The sequence below is a fragment of the Thermosporothrix hazakensis genome (assembly GCF_003253565.1).
Lineage (GTDB): Bacteria > Chloroflexota > Ktedonobacteria > Ktedonobacterales > Ktedonobacteraceae > Thermosporothrix > Thermosporothrix hazakensis.
Genome location: NZ_QKUF01000009.1, coordinates 194134 through 215486, shown reverse-complemented (window position 1 = coordinate 215486; position 21353 = coordinate 194134). Strand labels below are relative to the sequence as shown.

General features: G+C 54.4%; 21 protein-coding genes. 5 read left to right on the top strand and 16 right to left on the bottom strand.

The genetic code is table 11. The features are described from left to right. Positions 1 to 62 precede the first annotated feature (62 nt). Positions 63 to 890, top strand: a complete 828-nt coding sequence (locus tag EI42_RS15170; RefSeq protein WP_111323453.1) for a GNAT family N-acetyltransferase — start codon at positions 63 to 65, stop codon at positions 888 to 890. Here EI42_RS15170 and EI42_RS15165 read toward each other — a convergent pair. From EI42_RS15165 to EI42_RS15145, 4 genes are all read right to left on the bottom strand, one after another. Beyond that, the gene (locus EI42_RS15165; protein WP_170142644.1) at positions 826 to 1317 is read right to left on the bottom strand and encodes a nitroreductase family deazaflavin-dependent oxidoreductase; all 492 of its coding nucleotides are present in this window, start codon (positions 1315 to 1317) and stop codon (positions 826 to 828) included. The genes EI42_RS15170 and EI42_RS15165 overlap by 65 nt on opposite strands. A gap of 158 nt (positions 1318 to 1475) precedes the next feature. Then, positions 1476 to 3230, bottom strand: coding sequence for a peptide ABC transporter substrate-binding protein (locus tag EI42_RS15160; protein WP_111323451.1), 1755 nt, complete (start codon positions 3228 to 3230; stop codon positions 1476 to 1478). A gap of 296 nt (positions 3231 to 3526) precedes the next feature. Next, the gene (locus EI42_RS15155; RefSeq protein WP_111323450.1) at positions 3527 to 4219 is read right to left on the bottom strand and encodes a basic secretory protein-like protein; all 693 of its coding nucleotides are present in this window, start codon (positions 4217 to 4219) and stop codon (positions 3527 to 3529) included. Between the two features lie 448 nt (positions 4220 to 4667). After that, a complete protein-coding gene (locus EI42_RS15145) occupies positions 4668 to 5759 on the bottom strand; it encodes a glycoside hydrolase family 172 protein (protein ID WP_111323446.1) in 1092 nt (363 codons plus the stop codon). A 311-nt stretch (positions 5760 to 6070) separates the two neighbouring features. On the opposite strand from EI42_RS15145, the gene EI42_RS15140 reads away from it, so the two are divergent. Both EI42_RS15140 and EI42_RS15135 read left to right on the top strand, forming a co-directional pair. After that, on the top strand, positions 6071 to 7069 hold the full coding sequence (locus EI42_RS15140) for a CapA family protein (RefSeq protein WP_111323444.1): 999 nt from the start codon (positions 6071 to 6073) through the stop codon (positions 7067 to 7069). A 26-nt stretch (positions 7070 to 7095) separates the two neighbouring features. Then, positions 7096 to 7563, top strand: a complete 468-nt coding sequence (locus EI42_RS15135) for an SET domain-containing protein (RefSeq protein WP_111323442.1) — start codon at positions 7096 to 7098, stop codon at positions 7561 to 7563. An 8-nt stretch (positions 7564 to 7571) separates the two neighbouring features. Here the strand turns inward: EI42_RS15135 and EI42_RS15130 are convergent, their stop codons facing one another. The 7 genes from EI42_RS15130 to EI42_RS15100 form a co-directional block, all read right to left on the bottom strand. Then, positions 7572 to 10772 carry a type 2 lanthipeptide synthetase LanM family protein gene (locus tag EI42_RS15130; RefSeq protein WP_111323440.1) on the bottom strand — a complete coding sequence of 1067 codons (3201 nt, stop codon included), beginning with the start codon at positions 10770 to 10772 and terminating at the stop codon, positions 7572 to 7574. A gap of 193 nt (positions 10773 to 10965) precedes the next feature. Further along, positions 10966 to 11211, bottom strand: a complete 246-nt coding sequence (locus tag EI42_RS15125) for a mersacidin/lichenicidin family type 2 lantibiotic (RefSeq protein WP_111323438.1) — start codon at positions 11209 to 11211, stop codon at positions 10966 to 10968. Positions 11212 to 11281: 70 nt separating this feature from the next. Beyond that, positions 11282 to 11560, bottom strand: coding sequence for a mersacidin/lichenicidin family type 2 lantibiotic (locus tag EI42_RS15120; protein WP_111323436.1), 279 nt, complete (start codon positions 11558 to 11560; stop codon positions 11282 to 11284). A 56-nt stretch (positions 11561 to 11616) separates the two neighbouring features. Next, positions 11617 to 11877 (bottom strand): mersacidin/lichenicidin family type 2 lantibiotic, encoded by a 261-nt coding sequence (locus tag EI42_RS15115; protein ID WP_111323434.1) that lies wholly within the window; start codon positions 11875 to 11877, stop codon positions 11617 to 11619. 28 nt (positions 11878 to 11905) lie between these two features. Then, complete coding sequence (locus EI42_RS15110; RefSeq protein WP_111323432.1) at positions 11906 to 12148, bottom strand: mersacidin/lichenicidin family type 2 lantibiotic; 243 nt, start codon at positions 12146 to 12148, stop codon at positions 11906 to 11908. An 18-nt stretch (positions 12149 to 12166) separates the two neighbouring features. Next, a complete protein-coding gene (locus EI42_RS15105; RefSeq protein ID WP_281278989.1) occupies positions 12167 to 14380 on the bottom strand; it encodes a peptidase domain-containing ABC transporter in 2214 nt (737 codons plus the stop codon). 3 nt (positions 14381 to 14383) lie between these two features. Continuing rightward, the gene (locus EI42_RS15100) at positions 14384 to 14572 is read right to left on the bottom strand and encodes a hypothetical protein (RefSeq protein WP_111323428.1); all 189 of its coding nucleotides are present in this window, start codon (positions 14570 to 14572) and stop codon (positions 14384 to 14386) included. A 700-nt stretch (positions 14573 to 15272) separates the two neighbouring features. Between EI42_RS15100 and EI42_RS15095 the strand changes: the two genes are divergently transcribed. Next, the gene (locus EI42_RS15095) at positions 15273 to 16304 is read left to right on the top strand and encodes a GAF domain-containing protein (RefSeq protein WP_111323426.1); all 1032 of its coding nucleotides are present in this window, start codon (positions 15273 to 15275) and stop codon (positions 16302 to 16304) included. Positions 16305 to 16403: 99 nt separating this feature from the next. Beyond that, complete coding sequence (locus tag EI42_RS15090) at positions 16404 to 17261, top strand: class I SAM-dependent methyltransferase (protein WP_170142642.1); 858 nt, start codon at positions 16404 to 16406, stop codon at positions 17259 to 17261. A 49-nt stretch (positions 17262 to 17310) separates the two neighbouring features. On the opposite strand, the gene EI42_RS15085 is transcribed toward EI42_RS15090, so the two are convergent. The 5 genes from EI42_RS15085 to EI42_RS15065 all read right to left on the bottom strand — a co-directional run bounded on the left by EI42_RS15085 (position 17311) and on the right by EI42_RS15065 (position 21329). Then, a complete protein-coding gene (locus tag EI42_RS15085; RefSeq protein ID WP_111323422.1) occupies positions 17311 to 17793 on the bottom strand; it encodes an aminoacyl-tRNA deacylase in 483 nt (160 codons plus the stop codon). A 181-nt stretch (positions 17794 to 17974) separates the two neighbouring features. Next, positions 17975 to 18418, bottom strand: a complete 444-nt coding sequence (locus EI42_RS15080) for an NUDIX domain-containing protein (RefSeq protein ID WP_111323420.1) — start codon at positions 18416 to 18418, stop codon at positions 17975 to 17977. Positions 18419 to 18507: 89 nt separating this feature from the next. Beyond that, positions 18508 to 19320 carry a hydroxypyruvate isomerase family protein gene (locus tag EI42_RS15075; protein ID WP_111323418.1) on the bottom strand — a complete coding sequence of 271 codons (813 nt, stop codon included), beginning with the start codon at positions 19318 to 19320 and terminating at the stop codon, positions 18508 to 18510. An 18-nt stretch (positions 19321 to 19338) separates the two neighbouring features. Beyond that, a complete protein-coding gene (locus EI42_RS15070) occupies positions 19339 to 20817 on the bottom strand; it encodes a nucleobase:cation symporter-2 family protein (protein WP_111323416.1) in 1479 nt (492 codons plus the stop codon). A gap of 98 nt (positions 20818 to 20915) precedes the next feature. Beyond that, positions 20916 to 21329 carry a DUF3830 family protein gene (locus EI42_RS15065; protein ID WP_111323414.1) on the bottom strand — a complete coding sequence of 138 codons (414 nt, stop codon included), beginning with the start codon at positions 21327 to 21329 and terminating at the stop codon, positions 20916 to 20918. Between the last annotated feature and the right edge of the window lie 24 nt (positions 21330 to 21353).

Genomic DNA, 21353 nt, shown 5'->3' with positions numbered 1-21353 from the left:
AAGCATTGGAACCACAGGCATACAATACAAGAGAGAGAGACAGCCAGCTACCGGAGGGAGCTATGCAGAACGCACTTGTGCACGCGATCGAGGCCAACCTGCTAGACGCATACGAACGACTGGGACGCGCTTTAGAGGCCGATTTTCATCGGGACGCGCGCTATACCGCCTTCTTTTCAGCAAGCAAGCTGGCGCTCTGTAATGGCGTCTCTCGCTTCCACTGCGCACCCGAAGAGGCCGACACTATTCTAGCAATAATCGAGCGCGAGGCCCGTGCCCGTCAGGCTGCCGTTACCTGCCTGGTCGGTCCCTCCACGCGCCCCAACGATCTGGAACAGCGCCTGACTCAGCGTGGCTGGTCGCTTGATGAAGAGGTACCCGGCATGGCAATCGACCTGGCCCGATGGCGCGCGCCCGCCTCCACTGTGAGCGTGCGCGAGGTGACAGAAAACAGCATGCTCGCTTCCTGGCTCTCTGTGCTCTGCACCGGTTTTGGCTTCCCCGAAGCACTGCAACAGGTCTTCAATGGGCTCTACAGGCGGTACGGTTTCTCTCCTGATCGTTCGCTCCGTTTCTTCCTCGGGTTCAAAAACAACGAGCCAGTCGCCACCACCCTGCTGGTCGAAGGCGGCGGAACGGTCGGGCTCTATGGAATCGCCACGGTTCCGCATGCCAGGCGGCTCGGCATCGGGACAGCGATCACAAGAGCTGCCATGCAGGAAGCGCGTCAGGCCGGGCACCGCTATGCCACGCTTCAGGCCACACCGATGGGGTTTCCGCTCTATCGTCGCCTGGGTTGGCACACCTGTACCCACTTCAAAACCTTCATTTATCGTCCTGCCTCGACAGATACGCGGGCCAGAAACGCACGCCCCGAAACAAACGAGTAACCTGCGCTTCGGCATCAGGAGCGGTAAAATCGATACCCAGAACCGCCCCGAGCGCCTTTGCCTCGCGGGGTCGGCGCCGCAGCACCTCGCGCACAACGGCGTACGTCTCTTCAGGAGACAACAGTTCCTGAGCAGGTCTATAGGAGATCCGCCCGATCGTAACCCATAACGCGGGCTCGCGCTGAATATTGCGATACCAGTCGGTCCGTCCCTGCCAGCCCGAGACCACCACCACCTCATGCGTCCGGCGGTCGTATCGCAGCACTTCCAGCACCGTCTGGCGGATTCGACCACTCTTCCGCCCTCGATGAGTTATCTGCACAAAGAGCTTCCCGAGCAGCCACCCAAGCCCTACCCGATACAATAACAGCGGAAGCTTTGCCAGAAGCCGCGTCAGCCCTCGAGGCCGCTGTTTAGCCAGCGTCATGCCCTTGACTCCTTTCTTCTCCATGTCCTCTTTTTAATAACTGACCGGTCAGTCATTATCATAGACGAAAAAGGCAGCTCCTGTCAAACAGGGCCCGGGGAAACAAAAAAGGGAGAACAGACTATTCCATTCTCCCTCGGGACGCTTCCAGAGAGGCGTTAGCGGTATTTCTCGGTACGAGCACAGGGTGTCTCATTCGAGATGTAGACATGCGCCCAGTCGTTTGGTGGCACAATTCCCTGTGCATTATCGGTCAGGCCCACCACGCACGGCTTGCGCACCGTGTAGCCGAGCTTCTGATAAATGGGGATCAGTGCTACATCATTGATAAGCTGCTGCTCTGCCTGATTGTAGAGCTTCATACGCTCATCGGTATTCATCGTCTCGTCTGCTTTCTTGATGAGCGCCTGAATATCCTGTTGCTGCTTCAGCGTATCAGAATTGTTATGTGCGAAATTGGTGCTGTTTCCGCCATCGGGATCATCAAGGAAGAGGTCGAGCCAGTCCTGCGGATCGGGATAGTCGGCGGCCCACCCGGTTGACCAGAGCATCGGGCCTTTCGCATTGTTTTTCCCGGTCTTCACATAGGAATTGCGCTGGTTAAAGTCCATATCATTAATAGTGACCTCGATTCCGAGCGCACTTTTCCACATAGATTGCACGACTTCCAGTTCATTTTTCACGTCGATTGACCCATTCGTCGCGACCGTGAAGGTGATCTTCGGCAGAGAATCGCGGGTCAGATGGAGCTCCTTCAGCCCCTCCTCAAAGAGCTGTTTCGCCTTCTGCGGATTCCCCTTCACGCTCTTCTCACCATCTGGAGCAGTGATATTCTCGTTATACCCCGGCTGCCCCTTCGGCACAAAGTTGTTCGTCCCCTTGACGCGGTCATGATAGACATTGTGCGCGATCTTCTCCTTATCGATTGCCAGTGCAAACGCCTGTCGAACTTTGAGGTTATTGAAGGGAACAGTCAGGTAGTTCATCACATAGTAGAAGGTGTTCAACTGCAACACGCTCTTGAGCTGATTTTTCGGCAACTGGCGCGCCTGCTCCATATTGGCCGTCTGAACAGGAGCCTCATGCACCTGGCCGGTCTCATACGACTTGTAGACGGTCTTCGTGTCGCGATAGAAGGGCATGACCACCTTCTTGATTTGCGGCTTGTCACCATAGTAGTTCGGGTTGGGGACAAACACAATCTCATTGCCGGGCTGATATTTCTGCACAATGAAGGGACCGGCGCCCACCGCCTCGGTCATATGGTCGGTCCACTTGTCAATACCGTACTTCTGCACCAGCTTCTCATTGACAACCCACGAGCAGGGATAGGTCAGCGCTTGCAGGAAATAGGGTGCTTTGACACTTGTCACGATTTTCACGGTTTGAGGATCAGGAGCGAAAAGACTATGATTAATCAGGCTTTTCAGGCTTCCATCAATCCGCTTCTCGGAGTCTTTAATCTTTCCCAGATAGAACGCAGCTCCGGCATTCTTCAGAGCAGGATCAAACGCTCTATCAATACTGTAGACAACGTCCTTCGAGGTGAGCGGCGAGCCATCGCTGAACTTCGTGTCCGGCTTCAGCGTGAAAGTCCAGGTCAGGCCGTCCTCCGACTGCTGCCAGTCCTTCGCAAGCTGCGGATAGACCTCAAGGTTATTGTTGAGTTGAACCAGGCCTGTGTACACCATATTGACGGCTTTCGAAGAAGGTGTATCGCCAACGCGCGCGGGATCAAACGTGGCAATATTGGAAACACCGGTGATCGGGGTCACAAATATCTGCTGATCGTCCGGTGCTTTGCCCGTATTATTGCCCGTCTGGTTCGTGCTCCCGCCGCAAGCCACGACCAGGAGTGAGAGGAACAGAAGCGCAAGCACGGGCAGGCGCCTCTTTTGAGCCAGATGTGACATATGCGTCCTCCTTGACTGCCACAGCGGACAGTCACTTCAACTACCATGCCAGAAAAATAAAAGAATGCGTTGCAGCTATAAACGAGAGTAAAATGGCTTTTCTCGTCAATGCTATTTGCAGTATGACTATACCTCCATCTCCCTCTATTTCCCTGCACTCAAGCAATACCTGAAAGGGAGAAAACGGTATTCCTTGAATCGGATATATCAAGAATCGCTGCCGTTCCCGATACCCGGGAGCGACAGCGATCAAGTAGCACAGGGGCTTGATTCCAGTGGTATCTTTACCAGGTCGGTTAGATCTCGGGATGCTGTACGTAGTAGGACCACCAGTAATCAAGCGTTTGACCGGTCCAGGTCACAAAATCATCATCGCTATAGGTTCCTGCATGCAACACCCGATTTGCATCATCCACAATGGTCGAGCGCACATGCTTCTCCATCCAGAGCAGGAAGCGGGCCGTGATGCCGTAGCCCTGCTTGTAAGACTGCTCGGGCGTCACCGTAGCTGGCAGGGACCAGGGATCGTCTTTCGGGCCATAGACAGAGCGCACATAGTCAGCAATACCTTCGGTCAGCCAGACGACATATTCCGGGTACGCCTGAACAGTGTGCATAAACTCATGGGTGTAAACGCCTGCCAGGTCGTTATGACTGTGCATGTAGCTTGAGCTGATCGTTGTTACCGCGCCATCAGTTGAGGCCACGCCATCCACATACTTGATCTGAAGCGTCACCGTACGCGGCGCGTCGGGGTTGAACCGCTTGACCAGCTTCGGGTAGACCTCTTCAAACTGCTCCCGAAACATGGATTCTGTATATGCCAGCGAGGGGTCATCAGTCGTAAAGTTCATCTGAAATTTTGGCTTTGCCGCGGCTGCTTGTGCGGTCGGCGCTCCAATACCAACCGTCAGAGACAGGCAAAGCAAGAGGAAAGCAGCAAAGAGCACGCCGCGCCGCGCACGACCAGGGCGAGCAATAGTCATCATCGAAAAAGCCTCCTTGCTTGAAGCGAGAGCGCCCTGTCACAGAGGTGATCGGGCTTCTCATCGTTTCTCGATAACTACAACACAACAAGAATGCAGCTTGCGCATCACAGAGGGAACCGGACCTTCCCACCAGAACACCCGAGATGATCATCTCTCCTCATACCGACAACAGGAGGGGCATGCGAAAAGATCTGGATGTTTGTGCCAGACAAGCATTTTTCCTCTATAAACTGAGGATACATTACTATGATTCCAAAAGCAATAGTTTAGAGATGGTTTTCCAGACCTTCATCTATAGCTGTCGTGATCTCGCATACATTGTCGCATTTTTAGAGAACAGGAAATCAGGAACGTATTCAACACCATTACAGAAAAGGACCGTAACTCTCCCTCATGAGGAGAACCGTGGCGACAGGAATAGAGAGATCCAGCCGCCACAGAAGCGCCTTTAGATCACTTCCAGCACATCGAGTTCAGGGAAAGCAGGGAAGGGAGCATGTGGCTCGTTCTGATACCAGAAGGCAGTAGAAGCGATATCATCCTGCAAAGGCAGATAACGGCCCTCGCTTCGCCACCCGAGCGCCTGAATGGTCACTCGAAGATCCTCAGCGAAGCGGATCGGATCCATGATATGCCAGCGATACAGGCCGAAGCGCTGCTGACTGCGATAGAGCCCATCGGGACGAATCACTTGCGGCAGGCCCAGGAACGGCGTGGAATAGCTGCCATACTCACCCTGGGGGTGCTCAAAATTCCAGGCCCCGCCAAAATAATCCTCGGTCCCCGTGCTACAAATCGTCGGATAGTCTTTGTCGCCATCGAGATAGAACTTGATTTCACCCTCGCCCCACCAGCCGCACGAGTTGGACTGCCAGGCCAGATACGTGCCGACATAGTGCCCCATGCCGCGCACACCATCGAGCAGCGTGTGAACCTCCTTGTAGGGGAGCGGGTTGCTACGCCGCCATTGCGCGTGAAAATAGGCCAGATCATCCGGCACCTCGGTCAGTGTGTACGTGATCTGATAGTACAGAATCGCGGCCTGCTCGCCTGTTTGTTCCAGCGTCAGACGGGCCCGCTGCCGAAAGGGCATCTCCCAATAGGAGTTCATGCCACCAGCCGGGTTCACCGCGATAGGAAGCGAGCTGACATTACAGCGCTCGCACCAACCATTCGCGAAAAAGTCACCAAGCGGGCACTCGATAGACGGGCTCTCCTCGTCATCCCAGTAGGCACGCAGGATCAGCGAGCGCCAATGCTGTGGATGCGTCGTCAGCCAGATGTGCTGAATAGCGCCACTGTCCTGAATATCCGCGAGCGTTACCACCGTATGCGGCGCAATCTCGATCGAAGGGGAAACCTTCCAGCCAGGCCCGAGATCGCGTGCAGCGCGGGCTCCCGTTCCTTCTGTCGCCATCGCGGCCTTGCCCTTTTCGCCAGTACGGTTCTCGGGACTGATCGAGCGGGTTCGCGCCGACGACAGCCGCGACAAGGTGCCCAGACCCATGCCCAGGCCAGTAAAACTGGAATGAGGTTGCATAGCTTCTTCTCTTCCTCTCTCCTATTGTACCTATCAGCAAAGCAGAAGCGCGTGCTTCATCGCTTCCACCAACCAGCATGAATAGTGTCTCTCCCATTACATATATCACATTTCGCTCGGTTTCTATAATAGAAATAAATACAGAAATGCTTCTCTCTTCACAGGTGCATTCCATTCTCAGAAAAAGCGAGACCAGAAAGCAAGGTGACACCATAGTGCATCCCGAATGCGTGTTTAGCGTAGCGAAAGCATTTTTCGATCGCTCTTCTACTGCATAAGAAGTACATGGAGAGAGAGGAGCATGAGCTGCAATGCAACAGGAGTCATTTCAGCTACTTTTTGTCGGTGACGTTATGCTCGGGCGCCTGGTAAACGATATGCTCCGCGCACACCCCCCAGAATATCCGTGGGGTGACACGCTGCCGCTGTTCCACGCCGCTGATGTCCGCCTCTGCAACCTCGAATGTGCGCTCACCTCGCATGAGACGCCGTGGAACGAGACACCCAAAGTATTTCACTTCCGCTCTGATCCCCGAAACGTACGCGTCCTGCGGGCAGCCGGGATCAATGCCGTTTCCCTCGCCAATAACCACAGCCTGGATTTCACCGTTGAGGGCCTCTATGACACGCTGAGGCTCCTGCGTGAAGCCGGTATTTATGCGGCCGGAGCCGGATATGACACTCAGGATGCGGCGGCCCCGGTCAGGTGGCAGGCCGGCTCTACCACCATTGGCTTGCTTGCCTGCACAGATAATGAACCCGCCTGGGCCGCTACCTCGACCAGAGCAGGCACCTGTTACGTTCCCATTGATAGCGACTCAGAGCAGGCGCAGCGGCTTCTCCAGAGCATTGAGCGCGTCAAGCCCACTGTTGATGTGCTGATCATCTCGCTGCATTGGGGTCCAAACTGGGGCTACGAGCCGCCTGAAACGCATCCGCCCTTCGCACATGCCCTGATTGATGCGGGCGCTGATATCATTTTCGGTCATTCCGGGCATGTCGTTCGCGGTATCGAGATCTATCGGCAGAAACCTATACTCTACTGTACCGGTGACTTTATCGATGATTACGCGATAGATCCGGTAGAGCGAAACGACTATAGTGGGATTTTTGTTGTCTCACTCGAACAGAAGGTCATCCGCCAGGTTGCTTTCTATCCTACCGTAATTGAAGATTTTCGTGCACTGCGAGCACAAGGAGCTGAGCGCACCTGTATTGCACAGAATATGCAACGGCTCTGCACCCTGCTTCACACGGATACCCATTGGAACGAGCAAGCAGGAAGGGTTGAAATTCGCATCCCAGAATAGTACAAAAAGAGGGGGGATTACGTCGTATGCTTCTGGTAGAAACACGTTTACAAATCAGTCCCGTGCATGGTCTTGGGCTCTTCGCTGCACAATTCCTCTACAGGGATAGCCTGATCTGGCGCTTTCAGCAGGGCTTCGATCTCGCTCTGACGCTGGAAGAGATCGCCTCGCTCTCGGAAGAAGCACAGCGTCAGCTTTTCCACTATAGCTATTTTGAACCAAATCGCGACGTTTTCATTCTTTGTAGCGATGACGCTCGCTTTATGAATCACGCCGACACCCCAAATTGTCTCGACTATATCTCAAGTGATGGACAGCTTGCGATGAAGGCTCTACGCGATATTCGCCCTGGCGAAGAATTGACCTGTGACTACCGCATCTTCGGTGAAGATCTCGACTTTCAGGCGCAACCCGGAAGCTGGATCGAAGGACTCTACGCCATGCGCCAGGCCGCGCTGAAAGCCTCTTTGTTGGATGAACAGCATCTGAAATGACACCTCACTCACAGTGAGCGCGACGGCGGTTCAAGCGTCAGCACCGAGGGAACCGCCTCCGGATACACCAACCTGAGCAGTTCATAGCCCATACCCGCAAGGCCGGTCATAAGGCCAACCGTCTCGATGCCACGCGGCGCCCCCGAAATGAAGCCGAACTGCTCAATACTGCGCAGTATACTGGTTTGGGCAAACTGGTTTGCCTTGTAACATTTCTCCTCTCCGAGTCGCTTTGAGGCGAACAGCAGCGTCTCCATATTGCCAAGCGCCCCATGACAGAGCGAGTGATTGAAGTGAAAGCCCATCGCCAGCGTCGTCTGTACAGCCGTTTCAATCTCAGCTCGCACCTGCGCATCATCCAGCACAGGAAGCGCCGCCAGACGGGCAAGGCCAATACCCGCCGCCCCATGACACCAGGCAACCATAGTGGGTGGGATCCCATCATCATCCCGCATCCCGGGCGGGATCTCACGTAAATCACGCCAGTTCCCCAGTTCAGGTAGAAACAGGCTTCGCTCATAGGCCAGCGCCTCTTGAACAGCGGAGAAAAAGCGCGGATCATAGTTTTGTTCAACTAGTTTGAGCAAACTATAGACAATGCCCGCATTCCCATGTGAGAACCCGGTCAGTGGCGGCTCCTCAGGTCTCAGGCTCCACCCGATCCCCCGCGCTTGAGGACGGGCCAGAGCAAGCAGACGCTCGCCACAACGTCGCGCTGTCTGCACTGCGAAAGGTGACGGATGAACTGCATCCAGAGCCAGGAGCGCCAGAATAGCGCCTGCAAGCCCGCTGATAACGTCATACTGGTGCTCGTTCTCGACCTGGCTGGCAATCAGCGTGACCAGTTCGTCTGCTTCTTCAAAGAAGGCCGGGTCATCCCAGAGAACACCCAGATGGGTAAAGAGGTAGAGTGGCCCACCAAGCCCCGTAAACGCTCCGATGCCCGCTCCCGCTGGAAAGCGCCGCGCCTGAGCAAGCAAGGCTCGCAGCGTCTTCACCGTCGCCCGAGCCAGGTTGGTTGCTTCGGTCTGCCCGGTCAACGCCCCCTGATAGGCCAGAAACAGCGCTATCCCGCTCAGGCCATCATACAGATCGATATCTGCCGGGGCCAGCTCCCAGACTTCTTCCTGCTGTAAGCTGATGCTCAACCAGCTCGCCATTGTATCCTGCGAAAATGCCAGCTCGGCCAAACGCCCGGTCAGCGCACTGGCAGCCTCACCACACCGCCGCTGCGGGTCAGGTAGAGGAGCAAGCGGCTGAGGGAAAAGCTGCTCTCTATCCGGCTCATGACCGAGCAGCGTCGTCGCCAGCGCCGCCCGAATAGTCCAGAGATGCCGGGCCAGCTCTTGCTCGTTCAGGTGTAAAATGCGATCTCGGGCCGCGTCCAGCGCCGAACCGCCAAAGAAGTCAGGAATGGTTGCAACATCGTCTGCTTGCAAGGCGCGCCCATCAACTGCCGTGCTGAATATAGGGATATCGCCACGCAACACACTTGCATACTCGATCGGCACGATATCACGCAACGCCGGAGCGTACTCCACTTCTACCCATAGTTGAGCAAGAAAGCGCTCACGATCCAATGCGTCCCGCAACAGATCCGGGTGAAAGCTCTCATCACGCAGCTTGCCATAGGTGCTCGTATCACGCAACAGCGCCCGCACTCGATCATGAGCGAAACGTAGCAATTGCTCTTGCAGCATTTCTTCACGATGGTTCATCAGGAATCGATACATCCGCGCAAAGCCACGAGTCAACGGCTCAACATAGTCCAGCACATCGACCGGCTGTCCATCCAGCAGCGAAGGGCGATTCTTGCTCTCCTCAATCTCGATATAGGTTCGCTTCAAGTGCATCTGATCGGTTCCCGGCGCCTCCCAGGTCGCTACCGGTTGTGGAGTCTTCTGCCCCTTCTGTCCGCCAAGGCCGCTAATATCCAGACCTATCGAATGCTCATTCGCACCGATACGATGCGGAAGCAGTCCAACATGCAGAATCGAGAGATCGGGGAAAAGCGGCTCATCCTCCTCCGTCTCTTCCTGCAACCGGGGATAAAGCAGCGCTTCCAGATCAACAGGCACAGGATGTTCTCCCGCGGCAATAGTATTCTCAGAATGCAAATCGGTCGCGCCCAGCACAGTGAGCAATGCCAGATAGCTTCCCTGACGCTCATAGAAGCGGTTCAACTCATCTGCGGAGGCACAGGGAGCGGTTTCAACGTACTCGATCCAGCCATAGTCTCCACGATCAAGCACCTGCAACGTGCGCAACGGTAAGGTCGCGCCCCGCTCGTTGAGCCAGCTCACCAGCTCTTGAAAATGCTGATCGATCGCCATCGAACGCGGCTTGTAGACAAGCTGAAAGCCAGTGTCAAACAGGAGGATAACGACACTTCTGCCGTGGTCATGCACGTCACCAGCCAGCGCGTGCAGCTCCACAAGCCGACCGGTCGCATGAAAGCGTTCTCGAAGCACCTGGATGTCCGCTGCAAAGCGCGTGAAGAACTCAACAGCCACGGTCACCCATTGCTGCACCTTAAGCACAAGCTGTCGAGCAAGTACCGGATACTCGGCCAACAGCGCTGTTGAGCGCTCCTTCTGGCTGATCTGCCGGATAAAGTCGTGAAAGCGCTCCTCAGGCGTCTCGCCTCGCAACTCGCCCTGTAAGCGCATCACGTTCATCTCCAGCACATATACTCTTTCAACCTGCAAAAGGAGTTCATCGGCCAGGGAGGCAAAGAGGGAGAAAATACACAAATCCTGAATACAGTCATGTGCGCTCAGTCTACCCTGCAATGCAGTCTCCAGCTCGCGCGTTGCCCGAACAAGTAGCGGCTCGATTCCCTTCAAAAAGATCGCGGGGGGGAACAAAGCAAGAAGCTGTTCCAGATAGAGAGAAGGCCCTTCCTCAGCCTCAAACGCCTCCCTCAGATAGCGCAGCCATTCGGGTTGCTCTGCATATCGAGCCTGAAGCGCCTCCACAGGCTCGCTTAACAGGTGAGCAAGCATTGCTTCAGTAAGCTGATGCTGCTCTAACCAGTTCCGATAACAGACGTCGCGCCTGAGCGGGGTTCCACTTCTCCACTCCCGAAGCAACTGTCCAGCCTCAACTTGCGGAAAAGAAGTGAACTCAGAATCGAATCGCTCGTGAGGCAGTAAGGCGCGATACCAGACCGGCAGTTCCCAGATCGAGCGCGGTACCGTGTGCAGCATGTGGATTACCCTCCCGCGTATGACATCAGCATACGAATAAATAGGTAGGTAGTATCTATAGGTAGAAAGGAAGATTGGAGGGTCAGACACCCCCCAAATCTTTCGAGGAAGGGCAGGCGAGACGCTTATCCTGGCAGCGCCTTCCGCCTCCCTTCTTCACTACATGCTCAATGCGTCCACAATACGTTCAGGTTTACCAGCAGCCATGCTTGGCATAGCCGTAGTAGCGGGAATAGCAGCCATAGTATGAGCGGCGACGGCACCACCAGTAAGAGCGATGCCTGCGACCACTGGACCAATGCCCGCCAGCAATCCCGCCTAGCTCCTCATCCGATAGTTCGGTGATCTCGCCTACCGGGCTCTCGGGGAGCTGCTCTTCGGCTGCCAGCTGCTTGCGATATTCGGCGTCTTTCCACGCGCGAACGATCTTCGAATTCATTGCTTCTTCCCCTTTGCAGGAAGCAAAATCCTGCGTTTTGGCCTACGCGTTTTCTGGGAGAGTTTTTTTCCTACCAGCAAATTCGGATAGGTCCTACAACCACATTTGAGTAATAGCATCCTCCGTAGGAACGACACCCACCATAATAGGAACGGCGCCGCCGACATCTCCACCAATCGTAGGACCAGTAGTGGCTACTCCCATATCCACCAGCAACCTCGCCTAGCTCCTCGTCGGACAGCTCGGTGACGCTCCCTACAGGACTTTCGGGGAGACGTGCTTTCTCCTCTTCGGAAAGCTGCTTGCGAAACCGCGCATCTTTCCACGCTCGAATAATAGTTGAGTGCATCTGCTCTCTCCCTTGTGTGTCTCAAAGTACCCTTTCAAATCCTGCGCAATGCAGTTCTACAAGCAGCGACGGCCATACGGGTCATAGCGCTTCGAGTAGCATCCGCCATAATAGGAGCGGCGCGGGCGGCATTTCCGCCACCAGTCCGACCAGACAAAGCCATAGCCTCCATGCCCGCCCGTCGCTTCGTCCAGTTCCACATCTTGCAACTCGCTCACCTCGCCTACCGGGCTCTCGGGGAGCCGTTCGCGCTCCTCCGCCGTCAGTTGCTTGCGATAGATCGCATCTTTCCATGCCCGTGCGATCCAGTTGTTCATGCATCCCTCCTTTCCTGTATATGTGCATCTACCAGCACTGACCGTTATAGAACCGCTGCGAGAAACAGAGGTATTTCGACGAAAAGTCACGACACTCTCGAAGGAATTGGGTGTTTTCCATGCCGCGCCCGCCAGCAATCCCACTCAGTTCCTCGTCTCGCAGCTCACACACTTCTCCCACCGGGCTCGCAGGCAGCCGTGCTCTCTCTTCCTCAGAAAGCTGCTTGCGAAACCGCGCATCTTTCCATGCTCGAATAATAGTTGAGTTCATACCTCTCTTCCTGTTGCATTAATACAGCGAGTCGTCGTCCTGCTCATGCGCAAGTTGATGGCGAATAAGCCGGGCATAGGTGCCATCGCGCTGCAAGAGCTCCTGATGCGTCCCACGCTCGATAATCTTCCCCTGCTCAAGCACGACGATCAAATCAGCGCGGCGAATCGTGCTCAAGCGGTGCGCGATGATAATCCGGGTACAGCGCAAGGCCCGAATATTGCGCTCAATCGCCCGTTCCGTCTCGACATCAAGAGAACTGGTCGCCTCGTCCAACAGCAACACGACGGGCTTATGAGCCAGCGCCCGCGCGATTGCCAGCCGTTGCCGCTGACCACCGGAGAGGGCGCTTCCTCCTTCAGCGACCAGGGTTTCATATCCCATCGGCATCTGCTCAATATCTTCGTGTAACAGCGCCTGTTGAGCCGCTTCAAGCACCCGTCCCATATCGATAGAGGGATCATGAAAGGTGATATTCTCTCGAATGGTCCCGCTAAAGATTGTCGCGTTCTGCATCACCGCCCCGAATTGCGCCCGCACAGCCCGATAATTGAGCGTACGCAACGGAAGATAATCGTAATAGATTTCCCCCTCGGTCGGCTGGTGAAGCCCAAGCAACAGTTTCCCGAGCGTACTCTTCCCTGAACCGGTCTTCCCGACAATCGCCACACTCTGCCCTGGCTCGATATCCAGGTCAATCGCCTGAAGCACATCGGGCGAAGTAGGATCATAGCGGAAGCTCACCCCCTTCAGCGCAATACGCCCGGACAGCTCGGGAGGCCAATCGGTGATCTCGCCTTCCTGCTCCGATTTCTCTTTCAGCACATCGGAGATACGTTCAAGATGCGAACGTGTTGTCCAGAGGCTTTGCCCGGTTTCTACAAGCGAGCCTAGCGGCATAAGAAAGGCGATCGCAAGCGCGTTCAACGCCAACATGACGCCGATGCTAAGCGTCCCGTTCAGTACCAGAATGGCCCCCGCCCAGAGCAAGAGCAGTGGAGCAAGCATCGATGTTAAAGTACGAAATGTATCGATAAACGACGAGAACAGATTTTTTCGGATGGAAAGGTTCAATTCCTGATAGAAAAAGTTCGACCAATGATGCATAGCACGCGGTTCAGCGCCCGCAGCCTTTAGCGCCTCGATGCCGGTCAAGACCTCCGTTGCATAGCCATAGGAGCGCCCCTGTGCGTTTAACTCGCTTACCGTCAGATACTGCAAACGCTCTCGCGTCAGAAAGAAAAGTGTCATCTGCAAAGTGCCGATTCCCAGTGCAATCAAGCCAAACAGGCTCGACTGCCAGAAGAGCAAGACCAGATAAAAAGTCGCTAACCCCCCATCGAGTAACGAGCTTAACAGTTCCTTACTGATCAGATCCTGAATAACCGTGTTACTGTTTAAACGTGCAATAATATCGCCACTTGAGCGAAGCTGAAAGAAACGCAATGGAAGCGAGAGAAGATGATCAAAGAAGTAGACCATAATATGTTTATCTACTCGCGCCTGCAAATAGACCAGCAGCAACGACCGTAACAGCGTCACTACAACCTCCATTGCAAACAAGACGACAATTCCAAGACCCAATGTCATAATGACAGTGTTCAGCTTTTCTGGCAAAATGACATCCACAATCAGGCCGGTCAGCAGTGGGATGCTCAACGGCAAAAGCTGCAAGACCAACGATGCAAGCAATACCTGGAGCAACAGGCCAGGGGTCTGCCGTACAAACGTCTTGATGTAGGAGCGAAGCCCAAAGAAGGGTGATGAGCGCCGCCGCTCGAATCCTGGCCCCGGCTCCAGCAAGATCATGATCCCGGTAAAGCCCCGATCGAACTCCTCCAATGTCATGCGTCGCCGCCCGTTTGCAGGGTCGACGACCTGCACCGTGTCCTTCGTGCAACGCTCAAGAATCAAGAAATGGTGGAACTCCCAGTGAATGATAGCTGGAAGGCGCAGTGAGCGAAATGCATCGGCTTGAACCGAGACTGCCCGCGTCTTCAGTCCATAGCCTCGTGCTGCCCGTACCAGGTTATACGCTGAAAAACCGCCTCGCCCTATGCCACACGTCTCACGTATTTCAGTGATAGTGATAGCATGGCCATAATAGCTTAAAATCATAGCCAGACAGGCCGCGCCACATTCCAGCTCACTCATCTGAAGTATTTCTGGAACCCTGCGTTTATGGCATCCGAGCCTGTATGACCTTCTCTTTTTCCGTCTGGATGTCTGCATCATCTAGCCTCCAATCTGCCCGGATAGAAGCTGCATGAGACAGAGCAGACCCACAAACAACAGAACGAGAACTACCCAGAGCAATTGCACACGGAGTGGAACACCCAGTTGAGGCGTCACCTCTTGCTCCTGCCTTCTCATATACTGTTCTACTGCCTGGTGACGAAAAATGCGGCGTTCAAAAGGTTCCATAGAGCACGCCTTACTGTTCTCTTCTAAAACTGCATTGGCGACAGAAGTTATAGGAGAAAGATCTTATCAGGAGGGAAAACAAAGCAAGTATATCCCTTCGTCGGCCTTCCAGAGCACTCCCAACCCGTTTCACCCTGCCAGTTCCATAGTGGGAATGCTCCACTATTTCTGTCGTCATTCTGAAAATGAGCCGTGCTACAAAAACAGTGTCTACAAAGACGAAGGTTCAGCTTTTGAGGAAAACGTGCTAACACATGTCTTGATCAGTTGCCTGACAAAGTTTTGTTACATTGGCAAAAGTATATCCTCCCCATATAGCATATGTCAAGCTCTTTCCCCTATGAATTCAGCTCAATACTACTTTTTCTTAACTTTTCATTCTTCACAGTTCTCTATTATAAGAAGATGTTGCAGAATTCCTTTTTTCCAGGAGGGAGAGAGCGAACCCTTCTACCGGAAAAACCGTTCTCTATTGTCCCTCGAAACACAACAGAGAAAAAGTCCTCGCCTGGCCCGGGAAGCCCTTGCAACGTTCTCGAGCTACGTGTCACAACAAAGTGAACGACAAAGTTATTTTGTTGTTGTACATTTTCCTCTGAGGGTCAAGAAGGTGTATACTGAATAGAGAGAAATGTACTCTCTCGTATCGATAGAGCTCCACCATATATCAACCCTCTGTATAGAAAGGACTATAGTATCAATGAACAGGGAGGCATTTTCCTGGCGCTCCTTCCTGGCTGAGATCATCAGCGATCCTCAGGAAAAGCAACGACTGGCGAACGCAATGGGCATCAATCCAGTGACGCTTACTCGGTGGGTACGTAATCCCGCGCGTGCATCCGGGAAAGAGAAATACCCGAGACCACAAATTCACTCACTGCAACAGCTTGTGGCTTCTCTGCCCGAATATCGCGAAAAGCTTATCCCTTCGCTGCTTCAGGAGTTCCCGGAATTATCGCGGGAAGATTTTCAGCTTCCCGAGACACCTCCACGATTTGTAGAACCGCTCTCGATTCCTGTTATTTGTTATGAAACAGTCTTACAGGCAATCTCCTTGCTGGCAGGAGAGCTACGCTTTATCACTGTTTTTGATCATATCTTCAATTATGCGATTCAACAGCTCGACCCGGAACGCCTGGGGCTGGTCGGCAGCTTAATCGTGTGTACGGCTCCCGGGTCTGGCCAGAAGGTTCACAGCCTGCGCGAGCTCTTTCGCATCGGAACGCGCCCCTGGAACACCGAACGCGAGGAGCGCAATATCTACTGTGGAGCCGAGTCGCTGGCCGGACAGGCCATTTCAACCAGCCATCACTACGTCATTGAAGACGCGCATGCCTACACAGGCTGGCTTCCCCTGCGACCGCTTGATCGTGGCAGCAGTATTGCCGTCTGCCCGATTCAGCGTACCGGGAAAGTAGCCGCTTGCCTCTCGTTCATCAGCACCCAGAAACGCTTCTTCACCCGTGACCGCGTCCAGCTTATCCAGAAATACTGTCATCTTGCAGTAGGCGCATTCGATGAAAATCAATATTTTCCGCTCGATCAGATTGAACTCAAACTGTTGCCACCTCCAGAAAAACAGGAACCATATCTCCGTCTTTTTAACAAGCGCGTACAGGAGCTCCTCTTGCAGGGAAAAGCGATAACTCGCATGGAAGCTTCATTCATAGTGATGAGACAATTAGAGGAGGAACTTATTCAAAGTGCAGCTTTAGATGAGGCTGTATACTGAAATGATATACTGATTTATCGTCTGTCCTTATGCTAAATGCGCCAGAGAGCCCCCGGCTTGAGCGGGGGAAGGTGTCAAGAAAGAAGAAAGGCCTTCGCTATGAGGCGCTCAAAGCAGAGCAGAACGTATCTTATCGACCCCGAGAGCAGCGCAGAAAAGGCACGTCTCTTGCAACAGGGCCGCCTCCTGACCAACAAAATGGGAGGATATTTACCCGAACAGACCGATCTCACGCGCTTCCATCGCTTGCTTGATGTCGGGTGTGGACCGGGAGAATGGGTACTCGATCTGGCTTTCGAGCATCCCGAATTCGAGGTTGTCGGCATCGATGTCAGTGAACAAATGATTGAATACGCACGCACACAGGCCCGTATGCAAGGGCTCGAAAACACGTCGTTCCACGTGATGGATGCCACACAGCCCCTTCGCTTCCCTTCTCGCAGCTTCGATCTGGTGAATGCACGCACGATAGCAGGATTTATGCCCCGCGCTTGCTGGCCCTTCTTCATCAATGAGTGTGTGCGGATCCTGCGCCCGGGCGGCATCATTCGCCTGACAGAGTGCGATCAATGGGGTATCACGAATAGTCGGGCCTTCGAGCGCTTCCATCAACTCTGTATGAAAGCCGGGCATAATCGTGGCCTCGGCTTCTCCGAAGGCGCTGTCACGCTGGCGATTACACCAATGCTGAAGCGCTTTCTACAAAATATACACTGTCGTTCTATTCAAGAGCGACCCTTTGTGTGGAATTTTTCCGCAGGAGAAGAGGGACATCAGGGTATGTATCTCGATTGCGTAGCCTTCTTCCAGCTCGTACAACCAGCCCTGCTTGAACAAGGACTTATCAGCGGTAAAGCGCTTGCGAAGCTATATGAACAGGTTCTCATAGAGATGCAATCAGAGACGTTTTGCGGCATCACGTTCTTTCTGACTGTCTGGGGCGAGGTCGATATATAAGAGAAGGCACAGGTAGTTTTTCGTTTCTTGCTTCCATGCCGAGCACATTCTATCCGGCATAAACAGCAGAACGCGCACAGTCCAACTTAATCGGATGAGCCAGACGCTCAAAATCCTCGTACTTTATCTGGATCGCCTCGTGATGTGATCCAGCGGGAAAGATAATCTCTTCTTCTTCCTGGAGACGCATATCAACATATACTGGAATGTTGTAGAGGTTCCCGAGAGGCGGCATCGCTCCAAGCTCGCAGTCCGGGAACAGCTCTGCAAACTCATGCTCACGGGCAAGCTGCACCAGCGATGCACGGAACGCCTCCCGAAGCCGCTCCAGATCCACTTTCTGCGACCCCGGAAGCACCAGCATCACCAGCTTTTCATCAACATAGGCAAGTACCACTTTCGCAACCCGCTGTTCAGGCAGTTGCTTACACTGCGCAAGTGCATGGGCACTGTACGCACATGGATGCTCCACGATTTTATATGGAATCTTGCGCTCCTCTATATGCGCAATTATTCGCTCCTTGCACGACATCGCTCCACTTCCTCTCTGCAAGCGGCATCGAAGCAAAGAAACGAGTCACTACCACAGGCCATTCATTGAAGAGCATATCCGTTTTCAGCAAGCCCTCCATCTCTTTTTATTTTACTGGTAGAGCACAAGACCTCTCCTCATCTCATGTATAAGAAGAAAGCTCAGTGGCTACACTCCATTATTACTCGATGCACTGGAAGTAGACGGTTCTCCCTTTTCCCGCGAGCCAATCAGCTAACGGCCTGCAATCATACCATGAGTGCACCTCGAGCAGGCGTACAACCTCACTCTCGGTGACCCACTCAGCCCTGATCACCGGCCCATCCGGGTCCCGTGACTGGGTCCGTCCGCAGAGAGCACAGGCGAAGTGGAAGGCAAAGCCGGCATGAACTGACCCCTGCTCAGTTTCACGCACAAGCTGCACCACAAAAGCCAGCTCAGGTGTTCCCACCAATTGCAGCCCCGTCTCTTCCAGCAACTCGCGCCGTAGCGCCTCCTGCAAAGGCTCCCCGGGCTCAACGACGCCACCCGGCAACCACCAGGAAAGCCGCTCGTCCCCTCGATGTCGCACCAGGAGAAAGGAACCATCCCTCCGCGCTAACCCAAATACAGTATGCTGCTCCATTTTCCGATATCTCTCCTTTTTCTTGTATTATAGAGTAGCAGGGCAAGACAAAGAAATGGGGCTCCCCAGGCCCGGGAAGCCCCTTGACGCTACAACAGACGGAGGCGAGAGACGGAATTTGAGCCTTTCTTTTCAGCAGGCAGCCAGGCAAAGCTTTCTTCCGATGTGGTTCGTGGGTTGTATTCCAGGCCGACAAACAGACGGTAATCAAGCCTCTCAAGCTCTTCCAGGATGTGTCGATAATGCAGCTCACCGGTTCCGGGTTCGTGACGGCCAGGCGAATCCGCCACCTGAATATGACCGATCCGCGCCAGATGCTTGCGCAGGGTGGCAAGAATGTTCCCCTCCATACGCTGCATATGGTAGATATCATACTGATACCGCACGTTGGGCCGATTTACCCTATCGAGCAGGTCAAGCACATCAGCCGTGGTTGTCAGCGGGTAGCGCGGGTTCTCGAAGCTGTTCAGCGACTCCACCACGATCTCTACGCCCGCCCGGGCTGCCCGATCAGCCGCCCAGACCAGATTCTCATAGACCAGGGTTCGCTGCTCTTCCTCACCTACGCCTGCAAGCCTGTTTCCGACCAGCGCGTTCAGCCGCGGACAACCAAGCGCTCGCGCCAGGTCCAGAGCGCGCGGCACGTGCTCTCGAAAGCGCTCCTGTTGCGCCGGATCGTTGAGAAAGCCGCGCTCGCCCGCCGCCATATCGCCCGCATCAAAGTTCATCAGGGCAACCTGCAAGCCGTGCTCACGCACCTGCCTCACAACCGCGTCAGCCTGCTCGTCACCTGGCCACCAGAGTTCAACCGCGCCAAATCCAAGCTCAGCCGCACGCCGAAAGCGCTCAAGGAATGGAACCTCTTTCAACAGGATCGAGATGTTCACGTCGAACTGTACCATAAAGCTATTGAATCCCTTCTAGTCCTCTTTATCCGGTATACCCTTTTCTTCCCGTTTCGGCGCAGGTGCCTCGGATGCAAACTCATCCAGTCGGGGCCCCTCGGTCGCCAGGACAGGTTGCAGTTCGTGCTCCTCATGCTCCATGATTTCATCTTTGTGGCCGCCACCCTTGAACCCGTGAAAGTAAATGTTGAGCACGATAGCAGCCACGCAGCCGGCAGTGATTCCACTATTTGTGATGATCTGCAACCAATCAGGCAACTGGTGATAGAAGGTCGGCGCTCCCACAGGGATCATCCCGACACCCAGGCTCACAGCAACAATCATCACGTTCGCATGGTTGCTAAAATCGACCTTCGCAAGCGACTTGATCCCGACTGCCGCCACCGTGCCGAACAGCACAATCCCGGCTCCGCCAAGTACTGGCGCCGGAATCGCTGCGACAACCGCGCCAAGCTTGGGAAACAGCCCCAGAACAAGCAGCATCACACCGGTCGTCGCCACCACGAAGCGGCTCTTGACGTTGGTCAGGCTCACCAGGCCCACATTTTCAGCGAACGCGGTATATGGGAACGAGTTCAGCACGCCGCCAATCATCGTCGAGAGGCCGTCCGCACGCAGGCCGCTTGCCAGCACACGGCGTGACACGCGCTTCCCGACGATATCACCAACCGCGATCATGTCGCCCGTCGTCTCAGCCATCGTGACCAGCATCACCAGCGTCATCGCCGCAATCGAAGCCAGGTCAAACGTCGGCAAACCATAGCGGAATGGCGTCGTAATGCCGAACCAGTCGGCCCTTGTCACCTCGGCAAAGTTGGTCAGGCCAAGCGGAATAGCAACCAGGGTGCCAATGACGATCCCGAGCAGCACGGCGATATTACTGATGAAACCACGGAAAAAGCGGTAAATCAGCAGAATAAACACCAGGACGGCGAACGAGAACAGGACAATCCCGATATTGCCAAATGCCGGGTCCGAGAGCGCCTGCCCTCCACCGGCCCAACCAATCGCCGTAGGAAGCAGCGTCAGACCGATCGTGGTAATGATCGTCCCCGTCACCACGGGCGGGAAAAAACGCGTAATTCGACTGAAATACGGGCTTATCAGGAAGACAATCAGGCCCGAGACAATCACTGAACCATAGATCGTCGTCAAGTCGTGCGTATTACCAATCAAAATCATGGGCGTGACGGCGGTAAAGGTACACCCCTGGATGATTGGCATTTTTGAGCCGATGGGCAGCTTGCCCAGACCAAGAACCTGAATGAGAGTCGCAATACCGGATGTGAAGAGATCAGCATTAATCAGGTAGACGATCTGCTCCTGACTCAGCCTGAGAGCAGCCCCGACCAGCAGCGGAACCGCAACAGCACCGGCATACATGACCAGAACGTGTTGAAAACCATAGACCAGGAGTTGTCCCAGTGGTAACACTTCATCAACAGGGTGAACGGCCTTTGTCTGTTTCTGCGCGTCAACGGTGACATTTGCCATAAAAAACCCTCCAGATTTCAATTGCTAACGGTGCGTTGCGGTGGCTTCGGGAGCCAGATCGCACAGGGAATCAGGCGGCATCCCGAAGCGCTCGCATCCTAGCCTCTCTCGAATACGATGTCCTGGGCTCCTTCCCAGAGTACCAGACGACCAACCTCTTTTATGTTCTCCATACCCTCAACAATAGTCAGAAAGTGATTTCCCGCCAGTTGACCGACTTTACTGGCAAAACAGGTATTCCCGTACGGAAATAGCAGCTCGGTCTCGCTGAACCCCCCGGGATAGAGTAAGAGCTGTCCAGGAGCCGGATGACTTGTATGGTTCTCAAAGCTCAGCCCCGTATCGAGCTCACCAAGCGGGATCCATGCCGCCTCCCCACTCCAACGAGCCTGTACCAGCCTGTTACGGAACGGGAGCCAGCGCTTGAACGCCTCGCAGGTTCGGGGTGCGTCCTCCTCCTCCATCCGGGCCAGAAACGAGAGCGAACCAACCGTGATACGTAATAACTGCATTCATACCTCCTGTATGCTTTTTTC

Coding starts and splice junctions, on each gene's coding strand:
- EI42_RS15165 (WP_170142644.1), bottom strand. CDS start 1,317: ATGACGCTGGCTAAACAGCGGCCTCGAGGGCTGACGCGGCTTCTGGCA.
- EI42_RS15140 (WP_111323444.1), top strand. CDS start 6,071: ATGCAACAGGAGTCATTTCAGCTACTTTTTGTCGGTGACGTTATGCTC.
- EI42_RS15095 (WP_111323426.1), top strand. CDS start 15,273: ATGAACAGGGAGGCATTTTCCTGGCGCTCCTTCCTGGCTGAGATCATC.
- EI42_RS15065 (WP_111323414.1), bottom strand. CDS start 21,329: ATGCAGTTATTACGTATCACGGTTGGTTCGCTCTCGTTTCTGGCCCGG.
- EI42_RS15100 (WP_111323428.1), bottom strand. CDS start 14,572: ATGGAACCTTTTGAACGCCGCATTTTTCGTCACCAGGCAGTAGAACAG.
- EI42_RS15130 (WP_111323440.1), bottom strand. CDS start 10,772: ATGCTGCACACGGTACCGCGCTCGATCTGGGAACTGCCGGTCTGGTAT.
- EI42_RS15135 (WP_111323442.1), top strand. CDS start 7,096: ATGCTTCTGGTAGAAACACGTTTACAAATCAGTCCCGTGCATGGTCTT.
- EI42_RS15085 (WP_111323422.1), bottom strand. CDS start 17,793: ATGTCGTGCAAGGAGCGAATAATTGCGCATATAGAGGAGCGCAAGATT.
- EI42_RS15145 (WP_111323446.1), bottom strand. CDS start 5,759: ATGCAACCTCATTCCAGTTTTACTGGCCTGGGCATGGGTCTGGGCACC.
- EI42_RS15110 (WP_111323432.1), bottom strand. CDS start 12,148: ATGAACTCAACTATTATTCGAGCATGGAAAGATGCGCGGTTTCGCAAG.
- EI42_RS15075 (WP_111323418.1), bottom strand. CDS start 19,320: ATGGTACAGTTCGACGTGAACATCTCGATCCTGTTGAAAGAGGTTCCA.
- EI42_RS15115 (WP_111323434.1), bottom strand. CDS start 11,877: ATGAACAACTGGATCGCACGGGCATGGAAAGATGCGATCTATCGCAAG.
- EI42_RS15160 (WP_111323451.1), bottom strand. CDS start 3,230: ATGTCACATCTGGCTCAAAAGAGGCGCCTGCCCGTGCTTGCGCTTCTG.
- EI42_RS15125 (WP_111323438.1), bottom strand. CDS start 11,211: ATGAATTCGAAGATCGTTCGCGCGTGGAAAGACGCCGAATATCGCAAG.
- EI42_RS15170 (WP_111323453.1), top strand. CDS start 63: ATGCAGAACGCACTTGTGCACGCGATCGAGGCCAACCTGCTAGACGCA.
- EI42_RS15070 (WP_111323416.1), bottom strand. CDS start 20,817: ATGGCAAATGTCACCGTTGACGCGCAGAAACAGACAAAGGCCGTTCAC.
- EI42_RS15090 (WP_170142642.1), top strand. CDS start 16,404: ATGAGGCGCTCAAAGCAGAGCAGAACGTATCTTATCGACCCCGAGAGC.
- EI42_RS15105 (WP_281278989.1), bottom strand. CDS start 14,380: ATGCAGACATCCAGACGGAAAAAGAGAAGGTCATACAGGCTCGGATGC.
- EI42_RS15120 (WP_111323436.1), bottom strand. CDS start 11,560: ATGCACTCAACTATTATTCGAGCGTGGAAAGATGCGCGGTTTCGCAAG.
- EI42_RS15155 (WP_111323450.1), bottom strand. CDS start 4,219: ATGATGACTATTGCTCGCCCTGGTCGTGCGCGGCGCGGCGTGCTCTTT.
- EI42_RS15080 (WP_111323420.1), bottom strand. CDS start 18,418: ATGGAGCAGCATACTGTATTTGGGTTAGCGCGGAGGGATGGTTCCTTT.